This window comes from Neisseria sp. P0021.S007 (genome assembly GCF_051956855.1).
On record NZ_JBQCXA010000008.1, the window covers coordinates 38,818 to 58,639 of the forward strand.

General features: G+C 51.4%; 16 protein-coding genes. 8 read left to right on the plus strand and 8 right to left on the minus strand.

Annotated elements, in window-relative coordinates; translation table 11 throughout:
• Window positions 1-87 precede the first annotated feature (87 nt).
• Entirely contained in the window at window positions 88-723 is a 636-nt protein-coding gene (mtrR, locus tag ACTHUR_RS09750) for a multidrug efflux system transcriptional repressor MtrR (protein WP_440361289.1), read from the plus strand.
• A 65-nt stretch (window positions 724-788) separates the two neighbouring features.
• Here mtrR and ettA read toward each other — a convergent pair whose 3' ends face one another.
• Window positions 789-2,465 (minus strand): energy-dependent translational throttle protein EttA, encoded by a 1,677-nt coding sequence (gene ettA, locus ACTHUR_RS09755; RefSeq protein WP_003747462.1) that lies wholly within the window; start codon window positions 2,463-2,465, stop codon window positions 789-791.
• 341 nt (window positions 2,466-2,806) lie between these two features.
• On the opposite strand from ettA, the gene ACTHUR_RS09760 reads away from it, so the two are divergent.
• From ACTHUR_RS09760 to pgmB, 3 genes are all read left to right on the plus strand, one after another.
• Window positions 2,807-4,159, plus strand: a complete 1,353-nt coding sequence (locus tag ACTHUR_RS09760; RefSeq protein ID WP_440361288.1) for an SLC45 family MFS transporter — start codon at window positions 2,807-2,809, stop codon at window positions 4,157-4,159.
• Window positions 4,160-4,233: 74 nt separating this feature from the next.
• Window positions 4,234-6,492, plus strand: coding sequence for a glycoside hydrolase family 65 protein (locus ACTHUR_RS09765; RefSeq protein WP_049336213.1), 2,259 nt, complete (start codon window positions 4,234-4,236; stop codon window positions 6,490-6,492).
• A gap of 12 nt (window positions 6,493-6,504) precedes the next feature.
• A complete protein-coding gene (gene pgmB, locus ACTHUR_RS09770) occupies window positions 6,505-7,170 on the plus strand; it encodes a beta-phosphoglucomutase (RefSeq protein WP_049336215.1) in 666 nt (221 codons plus the stop codon).
• A gap of 161 nt (window positions 7,171-7,331) precedes the next feature.
• On the opposite strand, the gene nadB is transcribed toward pgmB, so the two are convergent.
• Both nadB and nadA read right to left on the minus strand, forming a co-directional pair.
• Complete coding sequence (gene nadB / locus ACTHUR_RS09775; protein ID WP_004520497.1) at window positions 7,332-8,840, minus strand: L-aspartate oxidase; 1,509 nt, start codon at window positions 8,838-8,840, stop codon at window positions 7,332-7,334.
• A 51-nt stretch (window positions 8,841-8,891) separates the two neighbouring features.
• Complete coding sequence (gene nadA, locus ACTHUR_RS09780) at window positions 8,892-10,004, minus strand: quinolinate synthase NadA (protein ID WP_003747473.1); 1,113 nt, start codon at window positions 10,002-10,004, stop codon at window positions 8,892-8,894.
• A 156-nt stretch (window positions 10,005-10,160) separates the two neighbouring features.
• Between nadA and ACTHUR_RS09785 the strand changes: the two genes are divergently transcribed.
• Both ACTHUR_RS09785 and nadC read left to right on the plus strand, forming a co-directional pair.
• Complete coding sequence (locus ACTHUR_RS09785; protein WP_049343932.1) at window positions 10,161-11,099, plus strand: NUDIX hydrolase; 939 nt, start codon at window positions 10,161-10,163, stop codon at window positions 11,097-11,099.
• Window positions 11,100-11,174: 75 nt separating this feature from the next.
• Window positions 11,175-12,056, plus strand: a complete 882-nt coding sequence (gene nadC, locus ACTHUR_RS09790) for a carboxylating nicotinate-nucleotide diphosphorylase (protein WP_004520494.1) — start codon at window positions 11,175-11,177, stop codon at window positions 12,054-12,056.
• Window positions 12,057-12,118: 62 nt separating this feature from the next.
• On the opposite strand, the gene murI is transcribed toward nadC, so the two are convergent.
• Both murI and ACTHUR_RS09800 read right to left on the minus strand, forming a co-directional pair.
• Window positions 12,119-12,928: a glutamate racemase gene (gene murI / locus ACTHUR_RS09795; protein ID WP_049343929.1), complete on the minus strand. Its 810-nt coding sequence runs from the start codon at window positions 12,926-12,928 to the stop codon at window positions 12,119-12,121.
• Between the two features lie 61 nt (window positions 12,929-12,989).
• A complete protein-coding gene (locus ACTHUR_RS09800; RefSeq protein WP_070503814.1) occupies window positions 12,990-14,219 on the minus strand; it encodes a multidrug effflux MFS transporter in 1,230 nt (409 codons plus the stop codon).
• Between the two features lie 241 nt (window positions 14,220-14,460).
• Here ACTHUR_RS09800 and ACTHUR_RS09805 point away from each other — a divergent pair, with 241 nt between their 5' ends.
• Window positions 14,461-15,990 (plus strand): helicase HerA-like domain-containing protein, encoded by a 1,530-nt coding sequence (locus tag ACTHUR_RS09805; protein WP_070607567.1) that lies wholly within the window; start codon window positions 14,461-14,463, stop codon window positions 15,988-15,990.
• 181 nt (window positions 15,991-16,171) lie between these two features.
• Window positions 16,172-16,651: a DUF4410 domain-containing protein gene (locus ACTHUR_RS09810; protein WP_049343922.1), complete on the plus strand. Its 480-nt coding sequence runs from the start codon at window positions 16,172-16,174 to the stop codon at window positions 16,649-16,651.
• Between the two features lie 99 nt (window positions 16,652-16,750).
• On the opposite strand, the gene ACTHUR_RS09815 is transcribed toward ACTHUR_RS09810, so the two are convergent.
• The 3 genes from ACTHUR_RS09815 to ACTHUR_RS09825 form a co-directional block, all read right to left on the minus strand.
• Complete coding sequence (locus tag ACTHUR_RS09815) at window positions 16,751-18,106, minus strand: PFL family protein (protein WP_070695317.1); 1,356 nt, start codon at window positions 18,104-18,106, stop codon at window positions 16,751-16,753.
• 15 nt (window positions 18,107-18,121) lie between these two features.
• Window positions 18,122-18,394: an ACT domain-containing protein gene (locus ACTHUR_RS09820; RefSeq protein ID WP_003680574.1), complete on the minus strand. Its 273-nt coding sequence runs from the start codon at window positions 18,392-18,394 to the stop codon at window positions 18,122-18,124.
• A 107-nt stretch (window positions 18,395-18,501) separates the two neighbouring features.
• A complete protein-coding gene (locus ACTHUR_RS09825; protein WP_070646723.1) occupies window positions 18,502-19,641 on the minus strand; it encodes a polyamine ABC transporter substrate-binding protein in 1,140 nt (379 codons plus the stop codon).
• Window positions 19,642-19,822: the final 181 nt, after the last annotated feature.

Consider the following 19,822-nt stretch of genomic DNA (forward strand, 5'->3'; position numbering starts at 1 on the left):
TGAATTAAATTATACATACATTCTTGCATGTTCAGAAGTAATTTTTTATAATCCGAACCATAAATTTACATTCCCCACAAAACAACTATGAGAAGAACCAAAACCGAAGCCTTAAAAACCAAAGAATATCTCATGCTTGCCGCATTGGATACGTTTTATCAGAAAGGCATTGCCCGCACCTCGCTCAACGAAATCGCCCAAGCCGCAGGCGTAACGCGCGGCGCGCTGTATTGGCATTTCAAAAACAAAGAAGATTTGTTTGACGCCTTGTTCCAACGGATTTGCGACGACATCGAAAGCTGCATAAAAGAAGACTCGAACAATAATAACGAACAGGCTTGGTCAAGCTTCCGACTGACTCTGACCCGTTTTTTCGAGCGCCTGCAACACAACGAGCTTCACTATAAATTCCATAGCATTTTGTTTTTAAAATGCGAACACACCGAGCAAAACGAGGCGGTCATTGCCATCGCTAAAAAACACCAATCGCTATGGCGTGAAAAAATCGTTGCCGTTCTGACTGATGTGGTACAACAAAAAGCGTTGGCGGATAATTTAGATATCGACATGGCGGTCATCTTCATCAAGTCTTCATTAGACGGCTTGATTTGGCGCTGGCTTTCTTCAGGTCAAGGCTTCGATTTGGCGCAAACTGCCCCACGCATGATTGAAATCATCATTGATACATTGGAAAACCATCCGCAATTAAGAAAACAATCATAAACATCAAAAATAAAAGGCCGTCTGAAACATTAAAAGTTTCAGACGGCCTTTTGGTTCAAACCTGCTTAACGTGTTACCGGTTTGTAACGGATACGTTTCGGTTTCGCGCCCTCTTCGCCCAAACGGCGTTTCTTATCGGCTTCGTATTCCTGATAGTTACCGTCAAAAAACACCCATTTAGAGTCGCCTTCACAAGCCAAAATATGTGTAGCAATACGGTCGAGGAACCAGCGGTCGTGCGAAATCACCATCACGCTACCGGCAAATTCCAACAATGCGTCTTCCAACGCGCGCAGGGTTTCCACGTCGAGATCGTTAGACGGTTCATCCAACAGTAAGACATTACCGCCGCTCAACAAGGTTTTTGCCAAGTGCAGACGACCGCGTTCGCCGCCAGACAATTGACCCGCGATTTTACTTTGGTCGCTGCCTTTGAAGTTGAAGCGTCCCAAATATTGGCGGGCGGGAATTTCAAACTGACCAACCTGTAAAATGTCGCGGCCTTCGGCGATGTTATCGAACACGGTTTTATCGTTTTGCAAACCTTCGCGGCTTTGGTCAATCAAGCTCATTTTCACGGTTTGCCCGATTTTCACTTCGCCGGAATCAGGCTGCTCTTTGCCAGAAATCATTTTAAATAGCGTCGATTTACCTGCGCCGTTCGGGCCGATGATGCCGACAATCGCGCCCGCAGGCACTTTGAAGCTCAAATCGTCAATCAGCACTTTGTCGCCGAACGATTTGGAAACGTTCACAAATTCAATTACTTCATTACCCAAACGCTCGGCAACGGGAATGAAGATTTCCTGCGTTTCATTGCGTTTTTGGTATTCGTAGTTGCTCATTTCTTCAAAACGCGCCAAACGCGCTTTGGACTTGGCTTGGCGGCCTTTGGCATTTTGGCGCACCCATTCTAATTCCTGCTTCATCGCCTTCACGCGTGCAGCTTCAGACTTCGCCTCGTTTTCCAAACGTTTTTCTTTCTGCTCCAGCCAAGACGAGTAATTGCCTTTCCACGGAATGCCGTGGCCGCGGTCGAGTTCCAAAATCCATTCGGCGGCGTTGTCGAGGAAGTAGCGGTCGTGTGTTACAGCAACGACTGTACCGGGGAAGCGGACCAAGAATTGCTCCAGCCATTCGACAGATTCTGCGTCCAAGTGGTTGGTCGGCTCATCCAGCAAAAGCATATCGGGCTTGCTCAACAAGAGTTTGCACAAAGCCACACGGCGTTTTTCACCGCCGGACAAATTGCCGATTTTGGCATCCCAATCAGGCAGGCGCAGCGCGTCGGCAGCGATTTCCAATTCATGCTCTGCACCGCCGCCGGTAGACGAACCCGCCGCAATAATCGCTTCCAAGCGGCCTTGTTCTTCCGCCAACGCGTCAAAATCTGCATCAGGATTGGCATACTCGGCATACACTTCTTCCAAGCGTTTCTGCGCGGCAGCCACTTCGCCCAAACCGCTTTCCACTTCCTCACGCACGGTTTTCTCAGGATCAAGCTCAGGCTCTTGCGGCAGGTAGCCGATTTTAATGCCGCCCATCGGCACGGCTTCGCCCTCGAATTCTTTATCCACACCTGCCATAATCCGCAGTACAGTAGATTTACCCGCACCGTTCAAACCGAGCAAACCGATTTTCGCGCCGGGGAAAAAGGAAAGGGAAATGTCTTTAATGATGGTTTTCTGCGGCGGCACAACCTTGCTCACGCGCAGCATAGAATAGACGTATTGTTGAGACATAGTTTTCTCGTTTTCATCAAACAAATTTCAGACGGCCCATTTTAACCTATTGCCCCAATACTTGCTTGTTCAAATGCCGTCTGAAAATAGAAATAAGCATCACAATATGTAGCAAAGCCGAACCAATGCCTTCAGTCTCCAAAATTTTCAATACGAAACCGTAAAAAATTTGATTTAAGCCAGTTTATCTTTGAACAAACATTGCCAACATCCGGCATGCTCCATAAAATGCGCCTATATCTTTGAAAGTACATAAACAAATAATAACGAAAAAGAAACACCGCGCTAAAAACAATTTCAGATTTCCCAATACAAATACTTTTAAAATAAGGATTTGCCTCATGTCTGAACATACGCAAAAAACAACAAAACAAGGTTTGCCGTCACTGGCAAAAAGTACGATTTGGATGCTGAGCTTCGGCTATCTCGGCGTTCAGACGGCCTTTACCCTGCAAAGCTCACAAATGAGCCGAATTTTTCAAACTTTAGGCGCCGACCCGCATAATTTGGGCTGGTTTTTCATTCTGCCGCCATTGGCCGGTATGTTGGTTCAACCGATTGTGGGCTACTACTCAGACCGCACTTGGATGCCGCGCTTGGGCGGCCGCCGTCTTCCCTATCTGCTTTACGGTACGCTGATTGCGGTTATCGTCATGATTCTGATGCCGAACTCGGGCAGCTTCGGTTTTGGCTACGCTTCTTTGGCGGCTTTGTCGTTTGGCGCGCTGATGATTGCGCTGTTGGACGTATCCTCCAATATGGCAATGCAGCCGTTTAAAATGATGGTCGGCGACATGGTCAACGAGGAGCAGAAAAGCTACGCCTACGGGATTCAAAGTTTCTTAGCGAATACGGGCGCGGTTGTGGCGGCGATTCTGCCGTTTGTGTTTGCGTATATCGGTTTGGCGAACACGGCCGAAAAAGGCGTCGTGCCGCAGACCGTGGTCGTAGCATTCTATGTGGGCGCAGCCTTACTGATTATTACCAGTGCGTTCACCATCTTCAAAGTCAAAGAGTATGATCCGGAAACCTACGCCCGCTACCACGGCATCGACGTAGCCGCAAATCAGGAAAAAGCCAACTGGTTCGAACTCTTAAAAACCGCACCTAAAGCGTTTTGGACAGTGACTTTGGTGCAATTCTTCTGTTGGTTCGCTTTCCAATATATGTGGACTTACTCGGCAGGCGCGATTGCAGAAAACGTTTGGCAGACAACCGATGCCTCTTCCGTAGGCTACCAAGAAGCAGGCAACTGGTACGGCGTTTTGGCGGCGGTGCAATCCATTGCTGCCGTCATATGTTCGTTTATTCTGGCAAAAGTACCGAATAAATACCATAAAGCCGGTTATTTCGGTTGTCTGGCTCTGGGCGCGCTCGGTTTCTTCTCTATTTTCTTTATCCACAATCAATACGCATTAATCCTGTCTTATACCTTAATCGGCATCGCGTGGGCAGGTATCATTACCTATCCTTTGACGATTGTAACCAATGCCCTCTCCGGCAAACACATGGGTACTTATTTGGGTCTGTTTAATGGCTCTATCTGTATGCCTCAAATCGTCGCCTCCCTGCTGAGCTTTATCCTCTTCCCTATGCTGGGCAGCCATCAGGCAACCATGTTCTTGGTTGCAGGCGCAGTCTTGCTGCTGGGAGCCTTCTCTGTATGTCTGATTAAAGAGACCCACGGCGAATAATCCATCCATACCATCGGCAAAGGCCGTCTGAAACCTTTGCCGAACTTACGATTTTAATAACAGGAGCTTCATAAATGTACACAAGAATCATGGAAATCAGCCCTTGGACATTGCGTTCGGCAAAACTGGAAAAAGAATACAAACGGCTGCAAGAGAGCCTGACCAGTTTGGGCAACGGCTATATGGGTATGCGCGGCAACTTTGAAGAAACCTACTCCGCCGACAGCCACTTGGGCACCTACATCGCCGGTGTTTGGTTCCCCGACAAAACCCGCGTCGGTTGGTGGAAAAACGGCTATCCTAAATATTTTGGCAAAGCCATCAATGCGCTCAATTTCAGCAAAGTTAAAATCTTTGTCGACAATCAGGAAGTGGACTTGGCGAAAAACGACGTTGCCGACTTCTCCATCGAACTCGATATGCAGCACGGCGTGTTGCGCCGCTCGTTCACCGTATTCGGCGTGCGTTTCGATGTGTGCAAATTCCTGTCCGTCGCGCAAAAAGAGCTGGCGGTTATCCGCTGGGAAGCCGTATCCGTTGACGGCAAAACCCACCAAGTCCGCATCGATTCCATCATCGACGCCGATGTGAAAAACGAAGACTCCAACTATGAAGAAAAATTCTGGCAGGTATTGGACAAAGGCGTTTCAGACGGCCTCTCCTACATTGCCACCCAAACCGTCGCTAATCCCTTCGGCGTGGAACAATTCATCGTCAACGCCGAGCAAACCTTCGCCGGCAGCTTCAAAGCCCTTGGCGGCAGCCAAACCGACTGGCAGGTCTCCAATTCTTTTGAAGCTAAAGTCGGCAGCACGCCCGAAACCTTTGAAAAACGCGTGATTGTTACTACCAGCCGCGATTATCAGGGCTTGGAAGCAGTGAAAGCCGCAGGTCGCGCCTTGTCGGAAAAAATCGCAGGCGTTGCATTTGAAACCTTGCTGGACGCACACAAAGCAGGCTGGCTGCACCGTTGGGAAATCGCCGACGTGGTCATCGAAGGCAGCGACGAAGCGCAACAAGGCATCCGCTTCAACCTGTTCCAACTGTTCTCCACCTACTACGGCGAAGACGCGCGCCTGAATATCGGCCCCAAAGGTTTTACCGGCGAAAAATACGGCGGCGCGACCTATTGGGACACCGAAGCCTACGCCGTGCCGCTCTACCTCGCACTAGCGGAACCCGAAGTTACCCGCAACCTGCTGCAATACCGCCGCAACCAACTGCCGCAGGCGCAACACAACGCGCGCGAACAAGGCTTGGCAGGCGCACTCTATCCGATGGTGACGTTTACGGGCATCGAGTGCCACAACGAATGGGAAATCACCTTCGAGGAAATCCACCGCAACGGCGCGATTCCTTACGCCATCTACAACTACACCAACTACACCGGCGACGAAAGCTATCTTGCCAAAGAAGGCTTGGAAGTCTTGGTCGAAGTGTCCCGCTTCTGGGCGGACCGCGTCCACTTTTCCAAACGCAACGGCAAATACATGATTCACGGCGTAACCGGCCCGAACGAATACGAAAACAACATCAACAACAACTGGTACACCAACACCCTCGCTGCATGGGTATTGGATTACACCCACGAAGCCTTGGCGAAATACCCGCGTCCGGATTTGAACGTGAGTGCCGCCGAGCTGGAAAAATGGGCGGACATCAGCGCGAATATGTACCGTCCGCATGACGAAGAACTCGGCGTATTCGTCCAACACGACGGCTTCCTCGACAAAGACATCCGCCCCGTGTCCGCGCTTTCGCCCGACGATTTGCCGCTCAACCAGAAATGGTCGTGGGACAAAATCCTGCGTTCGCCCTTCATCAAACAGGCGGACGTATTGCAAGGCATCTACTTCTTCGGCGACCGTTTCAATATCGACGAAAAACGCCGCAACTTCGACTTCTACGAACCGATGACCGTTCATGAAAGCTCGTTGTCTCCATGTATCCACTCCATCCTCGCCGCCGAACTGGGCAAAGAAGAAAAAGCCGTGGAAATGTACCAGCGCACTGCCCGCCTGGACTTGGACAACTACAACAACGACACCGAAGACGGCCTGCACATTACTTCTATGACCGGCTCGTGGCTCGCCATCGTCCAAGGTTTCGCCCAAATGAAAACTTGGGGCGGCAAACTCAGCTTCGCACCGTTCCTGCCGAGCGCATGGACAGGCTACGCCTTCCATATCAACTACCGAGGCCGTCTGATTAAAGTCGCCGTCGGCAAAGAAAACGTCGTCTTCACCCTGCTCAAAGGCGAGCCGCTAGATTTGCAGGTGTACGGCAAAGACATCACGCTCAACGGCAGCCACACTGTCGCGTTGGAAAAATAAGGAGGGCACAAAATGACTTTTACCGCAGTCCTATTTGACCTCGACGGCGTCATTACCGACACCGCCGAATACCACTACCGCGCATGGAAAAAGCTTGCCGAAGAACTGGGCATCAGCATCGACCGCAAGTTTAACGAGCAGCTCAAAGGCGTATCGCGCGACGATTCGCTCAAACGCATCCTCGCGCACGGCGGCAAAACCGTCAGCGAAGTCGAGTTTGCCGAACTGACCCGCCGTAAAAACGACAACTACGTCGAGATGATTCAGGCAGTCAAACCCGAAGACGTATACCCCGGCATTTTGCCGCTGCTGGAAGCATTGAGAGCAAACGGCAAAAAAATCGCCCTCGCGTCCGCCAGTAAAAACGGTCCGTTTCTGCTGGAACGCATGGGGCTGACCCACTTCTTCGACGCCATTGCCGACCCTGCCGCCGTCGCGCATTCCAAACCCGCCCCCGACATCTTCCTCGCAGCAGCCGAGGGCGTAGGCGCGGACATCCGCCAATGCATTGGCATTGAAGACGCCGCCGCCGGCGTCGCCGCCATCAAAGCCGCCGGCGCATTGCCCATCGGCGTGGGCAAAGCCGAAGATTTGGGCAGCGACATCGCGCTGGTATCCGACACTGCCGACCTGACCTACGCCTACCTGCAAAACGTATGGGAACAATCAGACAGATAAAATATTAAGGAAGTAAAAGGCCGTCTAAAAAATATTTCAGACGGCCTTTCTGATTTTAGAACAGAATGATAACCCAACTTACGCAACCATAAAGACTGAATACCAACTTTTCAACCATGCTATTCAAATTTATTTGAACGACTTTCTATGACCTGCCAACCTTAACAATCACTATTAAAATGCGCGCCTATGTTCTGTCTCCGCCTGTATGCGGCTTGGGCGACAGCGAGGCTGCATTCGAGTAGGTTGCGGTTTTCGTATTCAGACGCGGTGTGCGGCTCGGCTTGGTTTTGCTTCCAAAGCCGCAGTTGGGCGATGGCGCGGCTCAGGCCGGTATCGTTGCGGAGGATGCCGAGATGGCGTTGGTTGAACGCTTGCAGGGCGGGACGGCTGAAGGTGTTTTGGAGGTCGTCTGAAAAGATACCTGCTTCAACAGAGGGGCTTTCAGACGACCTTTGGGACGGTACAGCTTGGAATGCTTGTCCGTCCGCGATGGTTTGGGCGGCAAGTCTGGCGGTAACGACGCATTCGAGTAGGGAGTTGCTGGCGAGGCGGTTGGCTCCGTGCAAGCCGGTGCAGGCTGTTTCACCTAAGGCGTAGAGCTGCGGCAGGGAGGTTCTGCCGCTGGGGTCGGTTTGGATGCCGCCGCAGGTATAGTGTTGCACGGGGCGGACGGGGATGGCTTGGCGCGTGATGTCCAAGCCGCATTGGGACAGGCAGTGCCGATGGATGGACGGGAAATGCTGGCGGACGAACGCTGCGGGTTGGCGGCTGATGTCGAGCGAGACGAAGTCTTGCGTTTGCTTGGCGATTTCGGCGGCGATGGCGCGGGCAACGATGTCACGCGGCGCGAGTTCGGCGCGGCGGTCGTAATGCGGCATAAACCGTTCGCCCGCTTGGTTGGTCAGGATGCCGCCTTCGCCGCGTACGGCTTCGGAAATCAGGAAGGTACGGCCGTTTTCAGACGACCTTGCCAAGCCTGTAGGGTGGAATTGGATAAATTCGAGGTTTTCGACTGCGCAACCTGCGCGTATCGCCATGGCGATGGCGTCGCCCGTGCATTCGGGCGGCGTGGTGGTGGCGGCGTAAATCTGTCCCAAGCCGCCGCCTGCGAGTACGGTATGGCTGGCACGGATGCTGTAGGTTTCTTGCGCTCGGCGGTCGAGGACGGTCAGTCCGCACGCTGCACCCGATTCGGTTTGGATGTCCAACGCCATCTGCCGCTCGCAAACGCGGATGCTCGGGCGGCGGCGTATTTGGGCAATCAGGCTCTGCATGACTGCTTCGCCCGTGTAGTCGGCGACGTGGGCGATTCGGCGGCAGGTGTGCCCGCCTTCGCGCGTCAGGTGCAAGTCATTATTATTTTGGTCGAATGCCACGCCCTGCGCCAGCAGCCATTCGATTGCCGGTTTGCCTTGCGACAGGATGGTGCGGACGGCAGCTTCGTCGCACAAACCTGCGCCCGCTTCCAAAGTATCGGCGACGTGTTTTTCGATGTCGTCCTCTCCCGACCACGCCGCCGCAATCCCGCCTTGCGCATGACGGCTGGCGGTGTCGTCCAGCCGGTTTTTGCACAAAATGACGATGCGGAACGATTCAGGCAGCGACAGGGCGAGCGTCAGTGCCGCCAGCCCGTTTCCGGCAATCAATACGTCGCAATCGGTTTGCATGGTGTTGTCCTTGTTTGAGAGGCCGTCTGAAACGGCAATATTGACAGCAAATCAGGCGGGTCCCATGCCGTTGAACACATCTTTTTTCTTCAGCCCTGCCGCGAAGTCGAGCATACGCTGCAAAGGCAGTTTGGCGGCTTCGCCCAGCTTTCTGTCCAACAGGATTTCGTTGTGCCCGCTCGTCAGGGCGTGTTTGATGCCGCCCAGCGAATTCATTGCCATCCACGGGCAGAACGCGCAGCTTTTGCAGCTTCCGCCGTTGCCCGCCGTCGGTGCGGCGATAAATTCTTTGTCGGGCGCCTGCTTTTGCATTTCGTGCAGGATGCCCAAATCGGTCGCCACGATGAATTTTTTTTCGGGGCGCGATACGGCGGCTTTCAGTAGTTTGCTGGTCGAGCCGACCACGTCGCCCAGCTCGATGACGCTTTGCGGCGATTCGGGATGAACCAGTACCACCGCGTCGGGGTGTTCCGCCTTCAACGCTGCCAATTCCTGCCCTTTGAATTCGTTGTGGACGATGCACGAACCCTGCCACAACAGCATATCCGCGCCCGTTTCGCGGCGGATATAGTCGCCGAGGTGGCGGTCGGGTCCCCAAATCAGCTTCTCACCGCGCGATTTCAGATACGATACGATTTCCAACGCCACCGAAGACGTTACCACCCAATCGGCACGCGCTTTCACGGCGGCGGAAGTGTTGGCGTACACAACGACCGTGCGGTCGGGGTGTTGGTCGCAAAACGCTGAAAACGCTTCTTCCGGACAACCCAAATCCAAAGAACATTCTGCTTCCAAATCAGGCATCAGCACTGTTTTTTCAGGACAGAGGATTTTTGCGCTCTCGCCCATGAAGCGTACGCCCGCCACCACCAGCGTATCGGCTTCGTGTTCCGCGCCGAAGCGTGCCATTTCCAACGAATCGCCCACGCATCCGCCCGTTTCCAAAGCCAAATCCTGAATCAGCGGATCAACATAATAATGCGCTACCAAGACCGCGTTTTTCTCCTTCAGCAAAGCCTTGATTTCGTCTTTCAGACGACCTGCCGTTTCGCGGTCGGGCGTGTCGGCAACCTTTGCCCACGCCTGACGGATTTGGCAGGCGGAAGTCGGTGTTTGGATGAGGGGCATATCGTAATCGAACGAGCGGCGGGCGGCGGTTTGCATGAGACTTCCTTATGGCTGGTTTTTCAGACGGCATAAAGATTTGCCGTTTATATTTTGAAATATTTTTATATTATGCTCAAATTGAGTATAATAAGCAAGGTCGTCTGAAAACCGCTTTGGTTTACAATAAGGTTTCCTCTTGAATGAAAGCCACGCATGGATGCCTATCCTGAAACAGCAGCCAATACGCAAAGTATCGTCGAGCTTGTTCCTGTACTGATTGCCATTACAAATGGCAGCTTGAGGGTTTTGACAGTTGCCAAAGGAGAGCTATTACCCAATGGCCTGCTTGCACCGCTTCGCCACTCTCTGCAAGCAGGAGTCAGGATGTGGGTTGCCAAACAGACATCACAGCCTATGGGCTATGTAGAACAGCTTTATACGTTTGTAGATACGCGCCGTCAAAACGAGCAAGGCCTACCTGTCTTGTACGTCAGCTATTTGGGACTGGTGCGCGAGGCAGCCGACAGCATCCTGCACCCGGATGCGAAATGGCAGGACTGCTACTGCTATTTTCCGTGGGAAGATTTGCGCACTGACGGCGGGCTGCGCGATACCATCGTCAGCCGCCTGCGCATTTGGGCAAACTCGGCGGATACGGAGGAAGTGCGCCAGAAGCGGCTCAAGCGCATTCAATTGTGCTGGGGGGTAGAACCTGAAAATTGGTCGGAAGAATACGTTTTGCAACGCTATGAAATGCTATACGAAAGCGGCCTGATAGCGGAAGCAGCCGAGTCTCAGGAAAACTTCAATTTCTCACTCACGGGGCAGCCTATGCGCCACGACCACCGCCGCGTACTGGCGACAGCCTTATCCCGCCTACGAGCCAAAATCAAATACCGCCCCGTGATTTTTGAACTGATGCCGCCCGAATTCACACTGCTGCAACTGCAAAACAGCGTCGAAGCCATCAGCGGCAGATTGCTGCACAAGCAAAACTTCCGCCGCCAGATTCAGCAGCAAAACCTCATCGAGCCGTCGGATACCGGCGTATCAGGCAGTAAAGGCCGTCCTGCACAGCTTTACCGATTCCGCGACGACGTCCTACCCGATCAGCTGATTTCTGATATTGGACTGCCGCTGGGTAGCCACTAACTGATTTTCAGACGGCCTCAAATTAAATTTTGTCCCATCAGGCAAATATCAATATTTTTCAACAAAGGAACCTTCATGTCGTCTGAAAACAATCTTCTTCCTCTACCCGATACCCTGTTGCGCCCCATGGTAGAACAAGCCTTGAGCGAAGATTTAGGCAGGCGAGGCGATGTTACGTCCGCCGCCGTTATCACTCCCGACAAAACCGCCAAACTTTTCCTCGTCAGCCGCAAAGACGGCGTTATCGCCGGCATGGATTTGGCGCGTCTTGCCTTTCAGACGATGGATCCGTCCGTCCGTTTCCAAGCCGAAATCCAAGATGGGCAAGCCGTTTGCGTAGGTCAGACACTTGCCACCATCGCAGGAAACGCCCGCGCGCTGCTCGCCGTCGAACGTACTGCGCTCAACTATCTTACGCACTTGAGCGGCATCGCCACCGCCACCGCACATGCAGTAGCCGAAGTTGCTGGTTACAATGTGGACATCGTGTGCAGCCGCAAAACCATCCCACTGCTTCGCGTCCTGCAAAAATACGCCGTCAGGGCAGGCGGCGGCGTAAACCACCGCATGGGCTTGGACGACGCCGTACTCATCAAAGACAACCACCTCGCCTATTGCGGCAGCATCGCCCAAGCCGTTCGGCAAGCGAAGCAGGCGGTCGGACCGTTGACTTGCGTGGAAATCGAAGTGGACACGTTGGCACAACTGGACGAAGCCATCGCGGCTGGCGCGGAACGGATTTTGCTGGACAACATGGACGACGAAACCTTGAAAGAAGCGGCAAACCGCTGCCACACACAAACCGTCCACACACACACCATCTATTGCGAAGCATCGGGTGGCATCGGCTTCGACCGCCTGAAGCGCGTGGCACAAACCGGCGTGGACGGCATCGCCCTCGGCTATCTGACCCACAGCAGCCGCTCGTTGGATATAGGTTTGGATTTCGTGGCTTAAATTTCGAGTTTGCTATAAAGCAAAGGCCGTCTGAAATTTCAGACGGCCTTTAATATTTCCCATCAACCCAACGTTACCATTTCAATCTGCTCCATACTTCTGCCTAAGAAGCGTTCGCCGATGGTACGGAAACGCAGTGGGATGTCGCTGACATAGAAGCGGTAATCCGGGTTGTCGTTTTCTGTATTCAGCAAACCTGCTTGCGCTAAGGCTTTGGCGGTGGCTTCGGCGGTGGTGATGGCGGAGTCGACCAAGGTAACGTTTTGTGCTTCGCAGCCGATAAGCGGTTTGAGCAGTGGGAAGTGGGTACAACCCAACACCAGCGTATCAATGTCGTCGGCCAAAAGCGGCTTCAAGTATTCGCGCACGGTCAGGCGGGTGACTTCGTGATCGAGCCAGCCTTCTTCTACCAATGGCACAAGCAGGGGCGCGGCTTGTGTGCGCACCAGCGTGTCGTTGTTTTTTGAATGGATGGCACGCGCGTAGGCATTGCTGTTGACGGTGGTGTTGGTCGCGATAATGCCGATTCGGTTGTTTTTAGTGGTTTGCAAAGCAGCTTCCGCACCGGCGGAAATGACGTCCAATACGGGCATATTGCCTGCTTTTTGGCGGATTTTTTGTCCGGCAACGGCAGCGATGGTGTTGCACGCGATGACGAGTGCTTTGACATCGTTTTCCAGCAGGAAATCGACAATCTGCATGGCGAAGGTTTCGATGGTGGCGCGGGATTTGGTGCCATAGGGAACGCGTGCGGTATCGCCGAAATAGATGATGTTTTCCATCGGCAGGCGTTCCATCAGGGCGCGGACGTTGGTCAAGCCGCCGACACCGGAATCGAATACGCCGATGGGGCGTTGTTTGCTGGTACTCATGGTTAATTTCTTCAATATAAAGTCGAGGCCGTCTGAAACCGTTTTTCAGACGGCCTGAAGGTTAAACATATTCTTTTTTATCGTTTTCCATCCAAGCCTGATGCGAGCAAATCCACAACAGTACGATACCGCATACGGTCGAGCTTAACATCATACCGGCCATTACCAAGGCGGAACCATTATGCAGCCAAGTCGTTGCCATACCGACCGATGCGCCGACAAGGGATTGGAACACGCCTAAAACCGCATTTGCGCTGCCGCCCTCTGCACTGAAATAGCTCATAAAGCAGGCCTGAGTGTTCGCACCGACCAAGCCTTGCGTACCGACTGAAAACATCACACATGGCACTAAAGCCCACAAAGGCGGCAAAGACAGCGACAACACCAAAACCGTCATCAGCAGATTGGCGGAAAATTGGACGATAATGCCCCATTTGAGGATGTTTTGCGGATGCGTACCGGTTTTCAAACGCCATGCGGTAACGCGGTTAAACGACATCATGGTAATGATATTGAGCGCAAATATCCAAGCATATTGGTTTGGTGAAACATGATACAGATGTTGGTACACGAACGATGATTCGGTCAAAAAGGCAAACATCGAACCAAAACTGAAAGCTTGGAAAAACAGATAGCCCATCGCGGCGCGCGTTCTCAAAACACGTTTAAACCTGCCGGCCACCACGCCGAACACGTCCATGCTGATTTTGCCTTTTTGGTGCGGCTTAGGCAGGAAATACCACATCAAACCCCAAAGCAGCAGCGAATAACAGGCCAGAAAGCCGAAAATCATGCGCCAGCCGCCCAAATTCTGCAAGCCTGCACCAATCATCGGTGCCATCAATGGCACAATCATCAGAATAATGCCGATTAAGGCAAACATCTGCGCGGCTTTGCGTCCGGAATAATAATCGCGCACCATCGCACCGGAAATCACCACGGTCATCCCCGCGCCAAACGCCTGCAAAGCACGCAAGTTCAACAGCTGCTCGACATTATTCACCATCGTCAAACCGATAACGGCGGCAAAATAAATGCTCAATCCCACCAAGGCGACAGGTTTGCGGCCTTTAATATCCGAAATCGAACCGCCGACCACCTGACCAAACGCCACGCCAAACATAAAAAAGCTCAGACTTTGCTCAATACGGTGGATGTCCGAACCCAGCGACTTTGCCATTTCGGGAATCGCAGGCAGATAGGCATCGACAGAAAACGGCATCAGCGCGACCAACATCGCCATCAGCACGGCCATGGTTTTTTCGCCCAAAGGGGCTTGTTGTGCAGTCATTCCGACTTTCGCTTTCGTAAAAAATATTCAAAAAACAAAGAAAACAACCGCCTTGTCAGACGGTTGCGGATTGGATGGAATTATAGCAGATTTCAACCTTGTCCAATCACTGCAAAAAAACCTTTGCAAAACTTAAGGCCGTCTGAAACTTTGCTTGGTTGAATCCCCTCGCCGCAAACGTTAAAATGCTTGTTTTTTAAGACAACAAATTGTTTCACATCACGGATTCTAAGGAATAATCATGACTACATTTCAAATTGCGCGTGCCGACGGGAAAACGCTCGAAATCCAAGGCAAAATGGCCAACCGCCACGGCTTGATCGCCGGTGCGACCGGTACGGGTAAAACCGTTACCCTACGCCGTATGGCGGAAGCCTTCAGCAGCGAAGGCGTCCCTGTATTCTTGGTCGATGTCAAAGGCGATTTGTCAGGCATCGCGCAAGCCGGTGCCAACAGCGGCAAAGTAGGCGAACGCATCGCCGAGTTTGATTTGGGCGAACATTGGCTGCAAAATTTCCCCGTGCGCTTTTGGGATGTTTACGGCGAAACCGGTATTCCCATACGCGTAACCGTTTCAGAAATGGGCCCTATGCTTTTGGCCCGCCTGATGAATCTGAACGATACGCAAGAAGGCCTGCTCAACCTCGTGTTCAAAGTTGCCGATGACAGAGGCTGGCACATTCTGGACTTGAAAGACCTGCGCAGCATGTTGAAACACGTTTCCGACCATGCTTCGGAATACCGCACGCAATACGGCAACGTTTCTGCCGCCAGTATCGGCGCAATTCAACGCCAACTGCTGACTTTGGAAAACGAAGGTGCAGAAAAATTCTTCGGCGAACCTTCCCTCAACCTGCAAGACTGGATGCAAACCGACAACGGCAAAGGCATCATCAACATCCTTAATTCCGAAAAACTAATGTGCTCTCCGCGTATGTACAGCGCGTTTTTGCTGTGGATGCTGGCGGAGTTGTTTGAAACCCTGCCCGAAGTCGGCGATTTGGACAAACCAAAATTTGTGATGTTCTTCGACGAAGCGCATTTGATGTTCGACAATGCCGCCAATGCGTTGGTCGAACAAATCGAACAAGTCGTGCGCCTGATCCGTTCCAAAGGCGTGGGCGTATATTTCGTCACCCAAAACCCGCTCGACTTGCCCGATACTATTCTCGGCCAACTGGGTAACCGCGTACAACACGCCCTGCGTGCCTTCACACCGCGCGACCAAAAAGCAGTCAAAGCCGCTGCCGAAACCTTCCGCAGCAACCCAAACATCAAAGTTGCCGAAGCGATTGCCGAACTCGGCGTCGGCGAAGCCCTCGTTTCCTTCCTTGATGAAAAAGGTATGCCCGAGCCGGTAGAACGCGCCCTCATACTGCCGCCGCAATCTTCCTTAACCCCGCTTACCGCAGAGGAACGCAACCGCCTGTTCCAAAACGACGATTTGTATCCAACCTACAAAGACATGGTGGACAACTACTCCGCCTTTGAAGCATTGGCCGAAGCAGACAGCCAGGCTGCCGCTGAAAAAGAAGCCACAAATGCCGCCAAAGAGCAGGAAAAAGCGCAAAAAACCGCAGAAAAAGAGGCTGCCAATGCCGATCCCGGCATTCTCGGCGGACTGATCGGCGGTTTGAGCGGCGGACGCAAAAAATCCGGCCAAGGTTTGGGCTACAACGTTGCCGACGCCATCGGCAGCCAAATCAACCGCCAAGTAACCAACGCCATTTCCCGCAGCGTAATGGGCATTATTAAAAATATATTTAAATAATCAGCCTGCAAATATAAAAGGCCGTCTGAAATTTCAGACGGCCTTTTGTTGTTTATATAAAGCTAAACTTTGAATTACCTTAATATATAAGCATAATAAATTGAAAGAAAAGAAAAAATGATTGATAATTCGATTTGCTTAAACTTAAGCATTTTATCAATTAAAAAAGAGAACTTTTACCATGAAAAAACTACTCACACTAACGGCATTAGCCTTTGCTTTATCTGCTTGTTCAACAACCAGTACTGTTGATTTCGGACAAAAAGAAAAAAGCTACCATAGCTACACTATTCGTGATCTTTCCCAAGATCATATTCCATCTGATACACGCGCACTTTTTACCCAATACTTGAACAATGAATTAACCACTCTCGGTTATACCGTAGGCGATGACTTAGATATTAATATCAATATCGAAAACTTTAATGAAGGAAACCGTGCTCTGCGTTATTGGGTGGGCTTTGGCGCAGGCAAAGCAACGTCAAAAATCGTTACAACACTGGTTGATAAAGAAAGCGGAAAAATTGTCGGTAATATTCAAACTGACGGTATGTTGGCAATGGGAGTATTTGGAGGAAATAGCAAAGATGTTCTGAAAAGATCAGCTAAAGACATTGCCAAAAAAATTGCAGAATCCGGTATTTTGAAAAAAGGGAAATAATCAAGATATTATTTTCTAAAAACGTTTTACCAAATAGCTATAAATAAAAGGCCGTCTGAAAATCAATTTCAGACGGCCTTTTTTTATTTATCAATCCAATCAGTTTTTCATTGATTGAACCGGAGCCGGGATTCTGCCGCCTCGGTTGACAAACACTTCGCACGAACCTTCTTTAACCGGCATCACAGGCGCGTAGCCCAACAGGCCACCGAACTCGACGCTGTCGCCGACGGTTTTGCCGGTTACCGGAATAATGCGCACGGCAGTTGTTTTACTGTTGATCATGCCGATGGCGGCTTCGTCGGCGATGATGCCGGAAATGGTATGAGCAGGCGTATCGCCGGGTACAGCAATCATGTCTAAACCAACGGAGCAGACAGCGGTCATGGCTTCGAGTTTGTCCAGCGTCAGCACACCAGCTTCGGCAGCGGCAATCATGCCCTCGTCTTCCGAAACGGGGATAAACGCGCCGCTCAAACCGCCGACCGCGCTGGAAGCCATCATGCCGCCTTTTTTCACGGCATCGTTCAGCAAGGCCAAAGCCGCTGTCGTGCCGTGCGTACCACAGACGCTCAAGCCCATCTCTTCAAGGATGCGCGCCACCGAGTCGCCGACAGCGGGGGTTGGAGCCAACGATAAATCAAGAATACCAAATGGGATGCCCAGTATTTTCGAGGCTTCGCGGCCGATGAGTTCGCCCACGCGGGTGATTTTGAAGGCAGTTTTCTTCACAACTTCCGCAACTTCGGTCAGGCTGACCGCGTCCGAATTTTCCAGCGCGGCTTTGACCACGCCCGGCCCCGATACGCCGACATTGATAACGGCATCCGCTTCGCCCGAACCATGAAACGCGCCCGCCATAAACGGGTTGTCTTCCACTGCGTTGCAGAACACGACAATTTTGGCGCAGCCGAAACCTTCGGGCGTGATTTCCGCCGTGCGTTTGATGGTCTCGCCTGCCAGCTTGACCGCATCCATATTGATACCGGCGCGCGTGCTGCCGATATTGATGGAGCTACACACGATATCAGTAGTCTTCATCGCTTCGGGAATGGAACGGATCAGCACTTCGTCCGAAGGCGACATGCCTTTTTGCACCAACGCGGAAAAGCCGCCGATAAAGGACACGCCTATCGCTTTGGCAGCCTTATCCAAAGTTTGCGCCACGCTGACATAGGAATCGGCATGGGTGGCCGCGGCGATTTGGGCAATCGGTGTGACGGAAATACGCTGATTCACAATCGGTACGCCGTATTTGGCAGACAGATATTTTGCCGTCGCCACCAAGTCTTTGCCAACAGTGGTGATTTTATTGTAAATGTTTTGGTTCAACACATTGATATCGCTGCTGATGCAGTCGTGCAAATCAATGCCGATGGTAATGGTGCGCACGTCAAAATTCTGGTCGGCCACCATTTTGACGGTTTCTAAAATCTCGCCGGATTGAATACTCATGGCTCTCCCTCCGACTTAAATACGGTGCATGGCTTGGAAAATTTCTTCGTTTTGCATACGGATATCAAGCGCGAGTTTTTTGCTCTCTTCCGCAAACAAATCCAAAACCTCTTGACGCGATTTGGTGCATTTTGAAGTGTCCACCAAAATAATCATGGTAAAAAAATCATCCATCAGCTGTTGGCTGATGTTGAGAATATTGATTTGGTTTTCCGCTAAAATTTTGGAAACGTCGTACACAATGCCCACACGGTCTTTACCGATGACGGTGATGACTGAATTGTTCATAACGCTGTTTCTCCTTATAGTATATTTGAAAAGTGTTGACAATTATAACACTCAGGCCGTCTGAAAAACTGTTTCAGACGGCCTGAGTATTCAAATTTCAATTTTGATTATCGCCCTGCTTTCAAAGCCTGCCACAGGCGAACGCTGAGTTTGCTCGCATCGGTTGACTTAGGGGAGACAATGAAGCTTTTTTCCATCAATTCTTTACTTGGGAAAATCGATTCGTCAGAAGTGTATTTTTCATCCATCAAATCACGCGCCGGACGACTGGCCGGAGCATAAGTCACATAGTTGCCGTTTTTGGCCGCTGTTTCCGGATTGAGCGTGTGATTGATGTATTTGTGTGCATTAGCCACATTTTGCGCATCACGCGGAATCATCAGCGAATCCACCCAAATACCGACGCCGCTTTTCGGCGCCAATACTTCGACTTCGACGCCGTTTCCGGCTTCTTTGGCACGGGTTTTGGCAATATTGAGGTCGCCGCCATAGCCTACCGATACGCAAAGATTACCGGCCGCCATATCATCGATATAGCCCGACGAGGTAAAGCGTTTGATGTCGGGACGCACTTTTTTCATCATATCGACTGCGGCTTTGATGTCGTCAGGGTTTTCGCTATTCGGATCTTTGCCCAAATAATGCAAAGCCAAAGGAATTTGCTCGATGGCGCTGTCGAAATAGCTGATGCCGCAGGATTTCAATTTTTGGGTGTATTCAGGGTTAAACACCAAATCCCATTCGTTTTCAGGCAACTTATCCGTACCCAACGCCTTTTGAACCTGCTGCTTGTTAATCGCCAGCGTATTGATGCCCCAGAAATAAGGGACGGCATATTCGTTGCCCGGATCGACGGTTTCCATCATTTTCAACAAATCGGGATCGATATTGGCGTAATCGGGAATTTGCGATTTGTCGATTTTTTGATACGCGCCGGCTTTAATCTGGCGGCCGACATTGGCAATAGACGGCGCAACCAGGTCATAACCCGACTTGCCGGTCAGCAGCTTGGCTTCCAGCGCTTCGTTGCTGTCGTAGTAATCGTAGCGGACGTTGATATGCGTATTTTTTTCAAACGCAGACAGCGTGGCCGGATCGACATAATCCGACCAGTTATAGATATTGAGTTTATCAGTTTGGGAAGAAGAAGTTTGAGATGCGGAAGATTCTGCGGCGGTTTCTTTTCCACCGCTACACGCAGTCAAGACGAGGCTCACAATTGCCGCCGCCATCAAAGATTTTTTCATGGTTTCAGACCTTTTGTTCGGGGGGTAAAAATATTGCAGCGGTGGCAGATGCCACTTACAAAAGGGAAACTGTGGGGGCGGCCGGCATGTGTCCTTTGCCCTTGATTCAGCAAGGTTTGCATTAAACGGCAAAAAGCTTTTGAATGCAAGACCTTAAAGCAGAAAAAAATTTCATTTTTCA

Bases quoted from the DNA above. Each gene is read 5' to 3' on its own strand.
- mtrR (WP_440361289.1), top strand. From the start codon at position 88: ATGAGAAGAACCAAAACCGAAGCCTTAAAAACCAAAGAATATCTCATG.
- ettA (WP_003747462.1), bottom strand. From the start codon at position 2,465: ATGTCTCAACAATACGTCTATTCTATGCTGCGCGTGAGCAAGGTTGTG.
- ACTHUR_RS09760 (WP_440361288.1), top strand. From the start codon at position 2,807: ATGTCTGAACATACGCAAAAAACAACAAAACAAGGTTTGCCGTCACTG.
- ACTHUR_RS09765 (WP_049336213.1), top strand. From the start codon at position 4,234: ATGTACACAAGAATCATGGAAATCAGCCCTTGGACATTGCGTTCGGCA.
- pgmB (WP_049336215.1), top strand. From the start codon at position 6,505: ATGACTTTTACCGCAGTCCTATTTGACCTCGACGGCGTCATTACCGAC.
- nadB (WP_004520497.1), bottom strand. From the start codon at position 8,840: ATGCAAACCGATTGCGACGTATTGATTGCCGGAAACGGGCTGGCGGCA.
- nadA (WP_003747473.1), bottom strand. From the start codon at position 10,004: ATGCAAACCGCCGCCCGCCGCTCGTTCGATTACGATATGCCCCTCATC.
- ACTHUR_RS09785 (WP_049343932.1), top strand. From the start codon at position 10,161: ATGGATGCCTATCCTGAAACAGCAGCCAATACGCAAAGTATCGTCGAG.
- nadC (WP_004520494.1), top strand. From the start codon at position 11,175: ATGTCGTCTGAAAACAATCTTCTTCCTCTACCCGATACCCTGTTGCGC.
- murI (WP_049343929.1), bottom strand. From the start codon at position 12,928: ATGAGTACCAGCAAACAACGCCCCATCGGCGTATTCGATTCCGGTGTC.
- ACTHUR_RS09800 (WP_070503814.1), bottom strand. From the start codon at position 14,219: ATGACTGCACAACAAGCCCCTTTGGGCGAAAAAACCATGGCCGTGCTG.
- ACTHUR_RS09805 (WP_070607567.1), top strand. From the start codon at position 14,461: ATGACTACATTTCAAATTGCGCGTGCCGACGGGAAAACGCTCGAAATC.
- ACTHUR_RS09810 (WP_049343922.1), top strand. From the start codon at position 16,172: ATGAAAAAACTACTCACACTAACGGCATTAGCCTTTGCTTTATCTGCT.
- ACTHUR_RS09815 (WP_070695317.1), bottom strand. From the start codon at position 18,106: ATGAGTATTCAATCCGGCGAGATTTTAGAAACCGTCAAAATGGTGGCC.
- ACTHUR_RS09820 (WP_003680574.1), bottom strand. From the start codon at position 18,394: ATGAACAATTCAGTCATCACCGTCATCGGTAAAGACCGTGTGGGCATT.
- ACTHUR_RS09825 (WP_070646723.1), bottom strand. From the start codon at position 19,641: ATGAAAAAATCTTTGATGGCGGCGGCAATTGTGAGCCTCGTCTTGACT.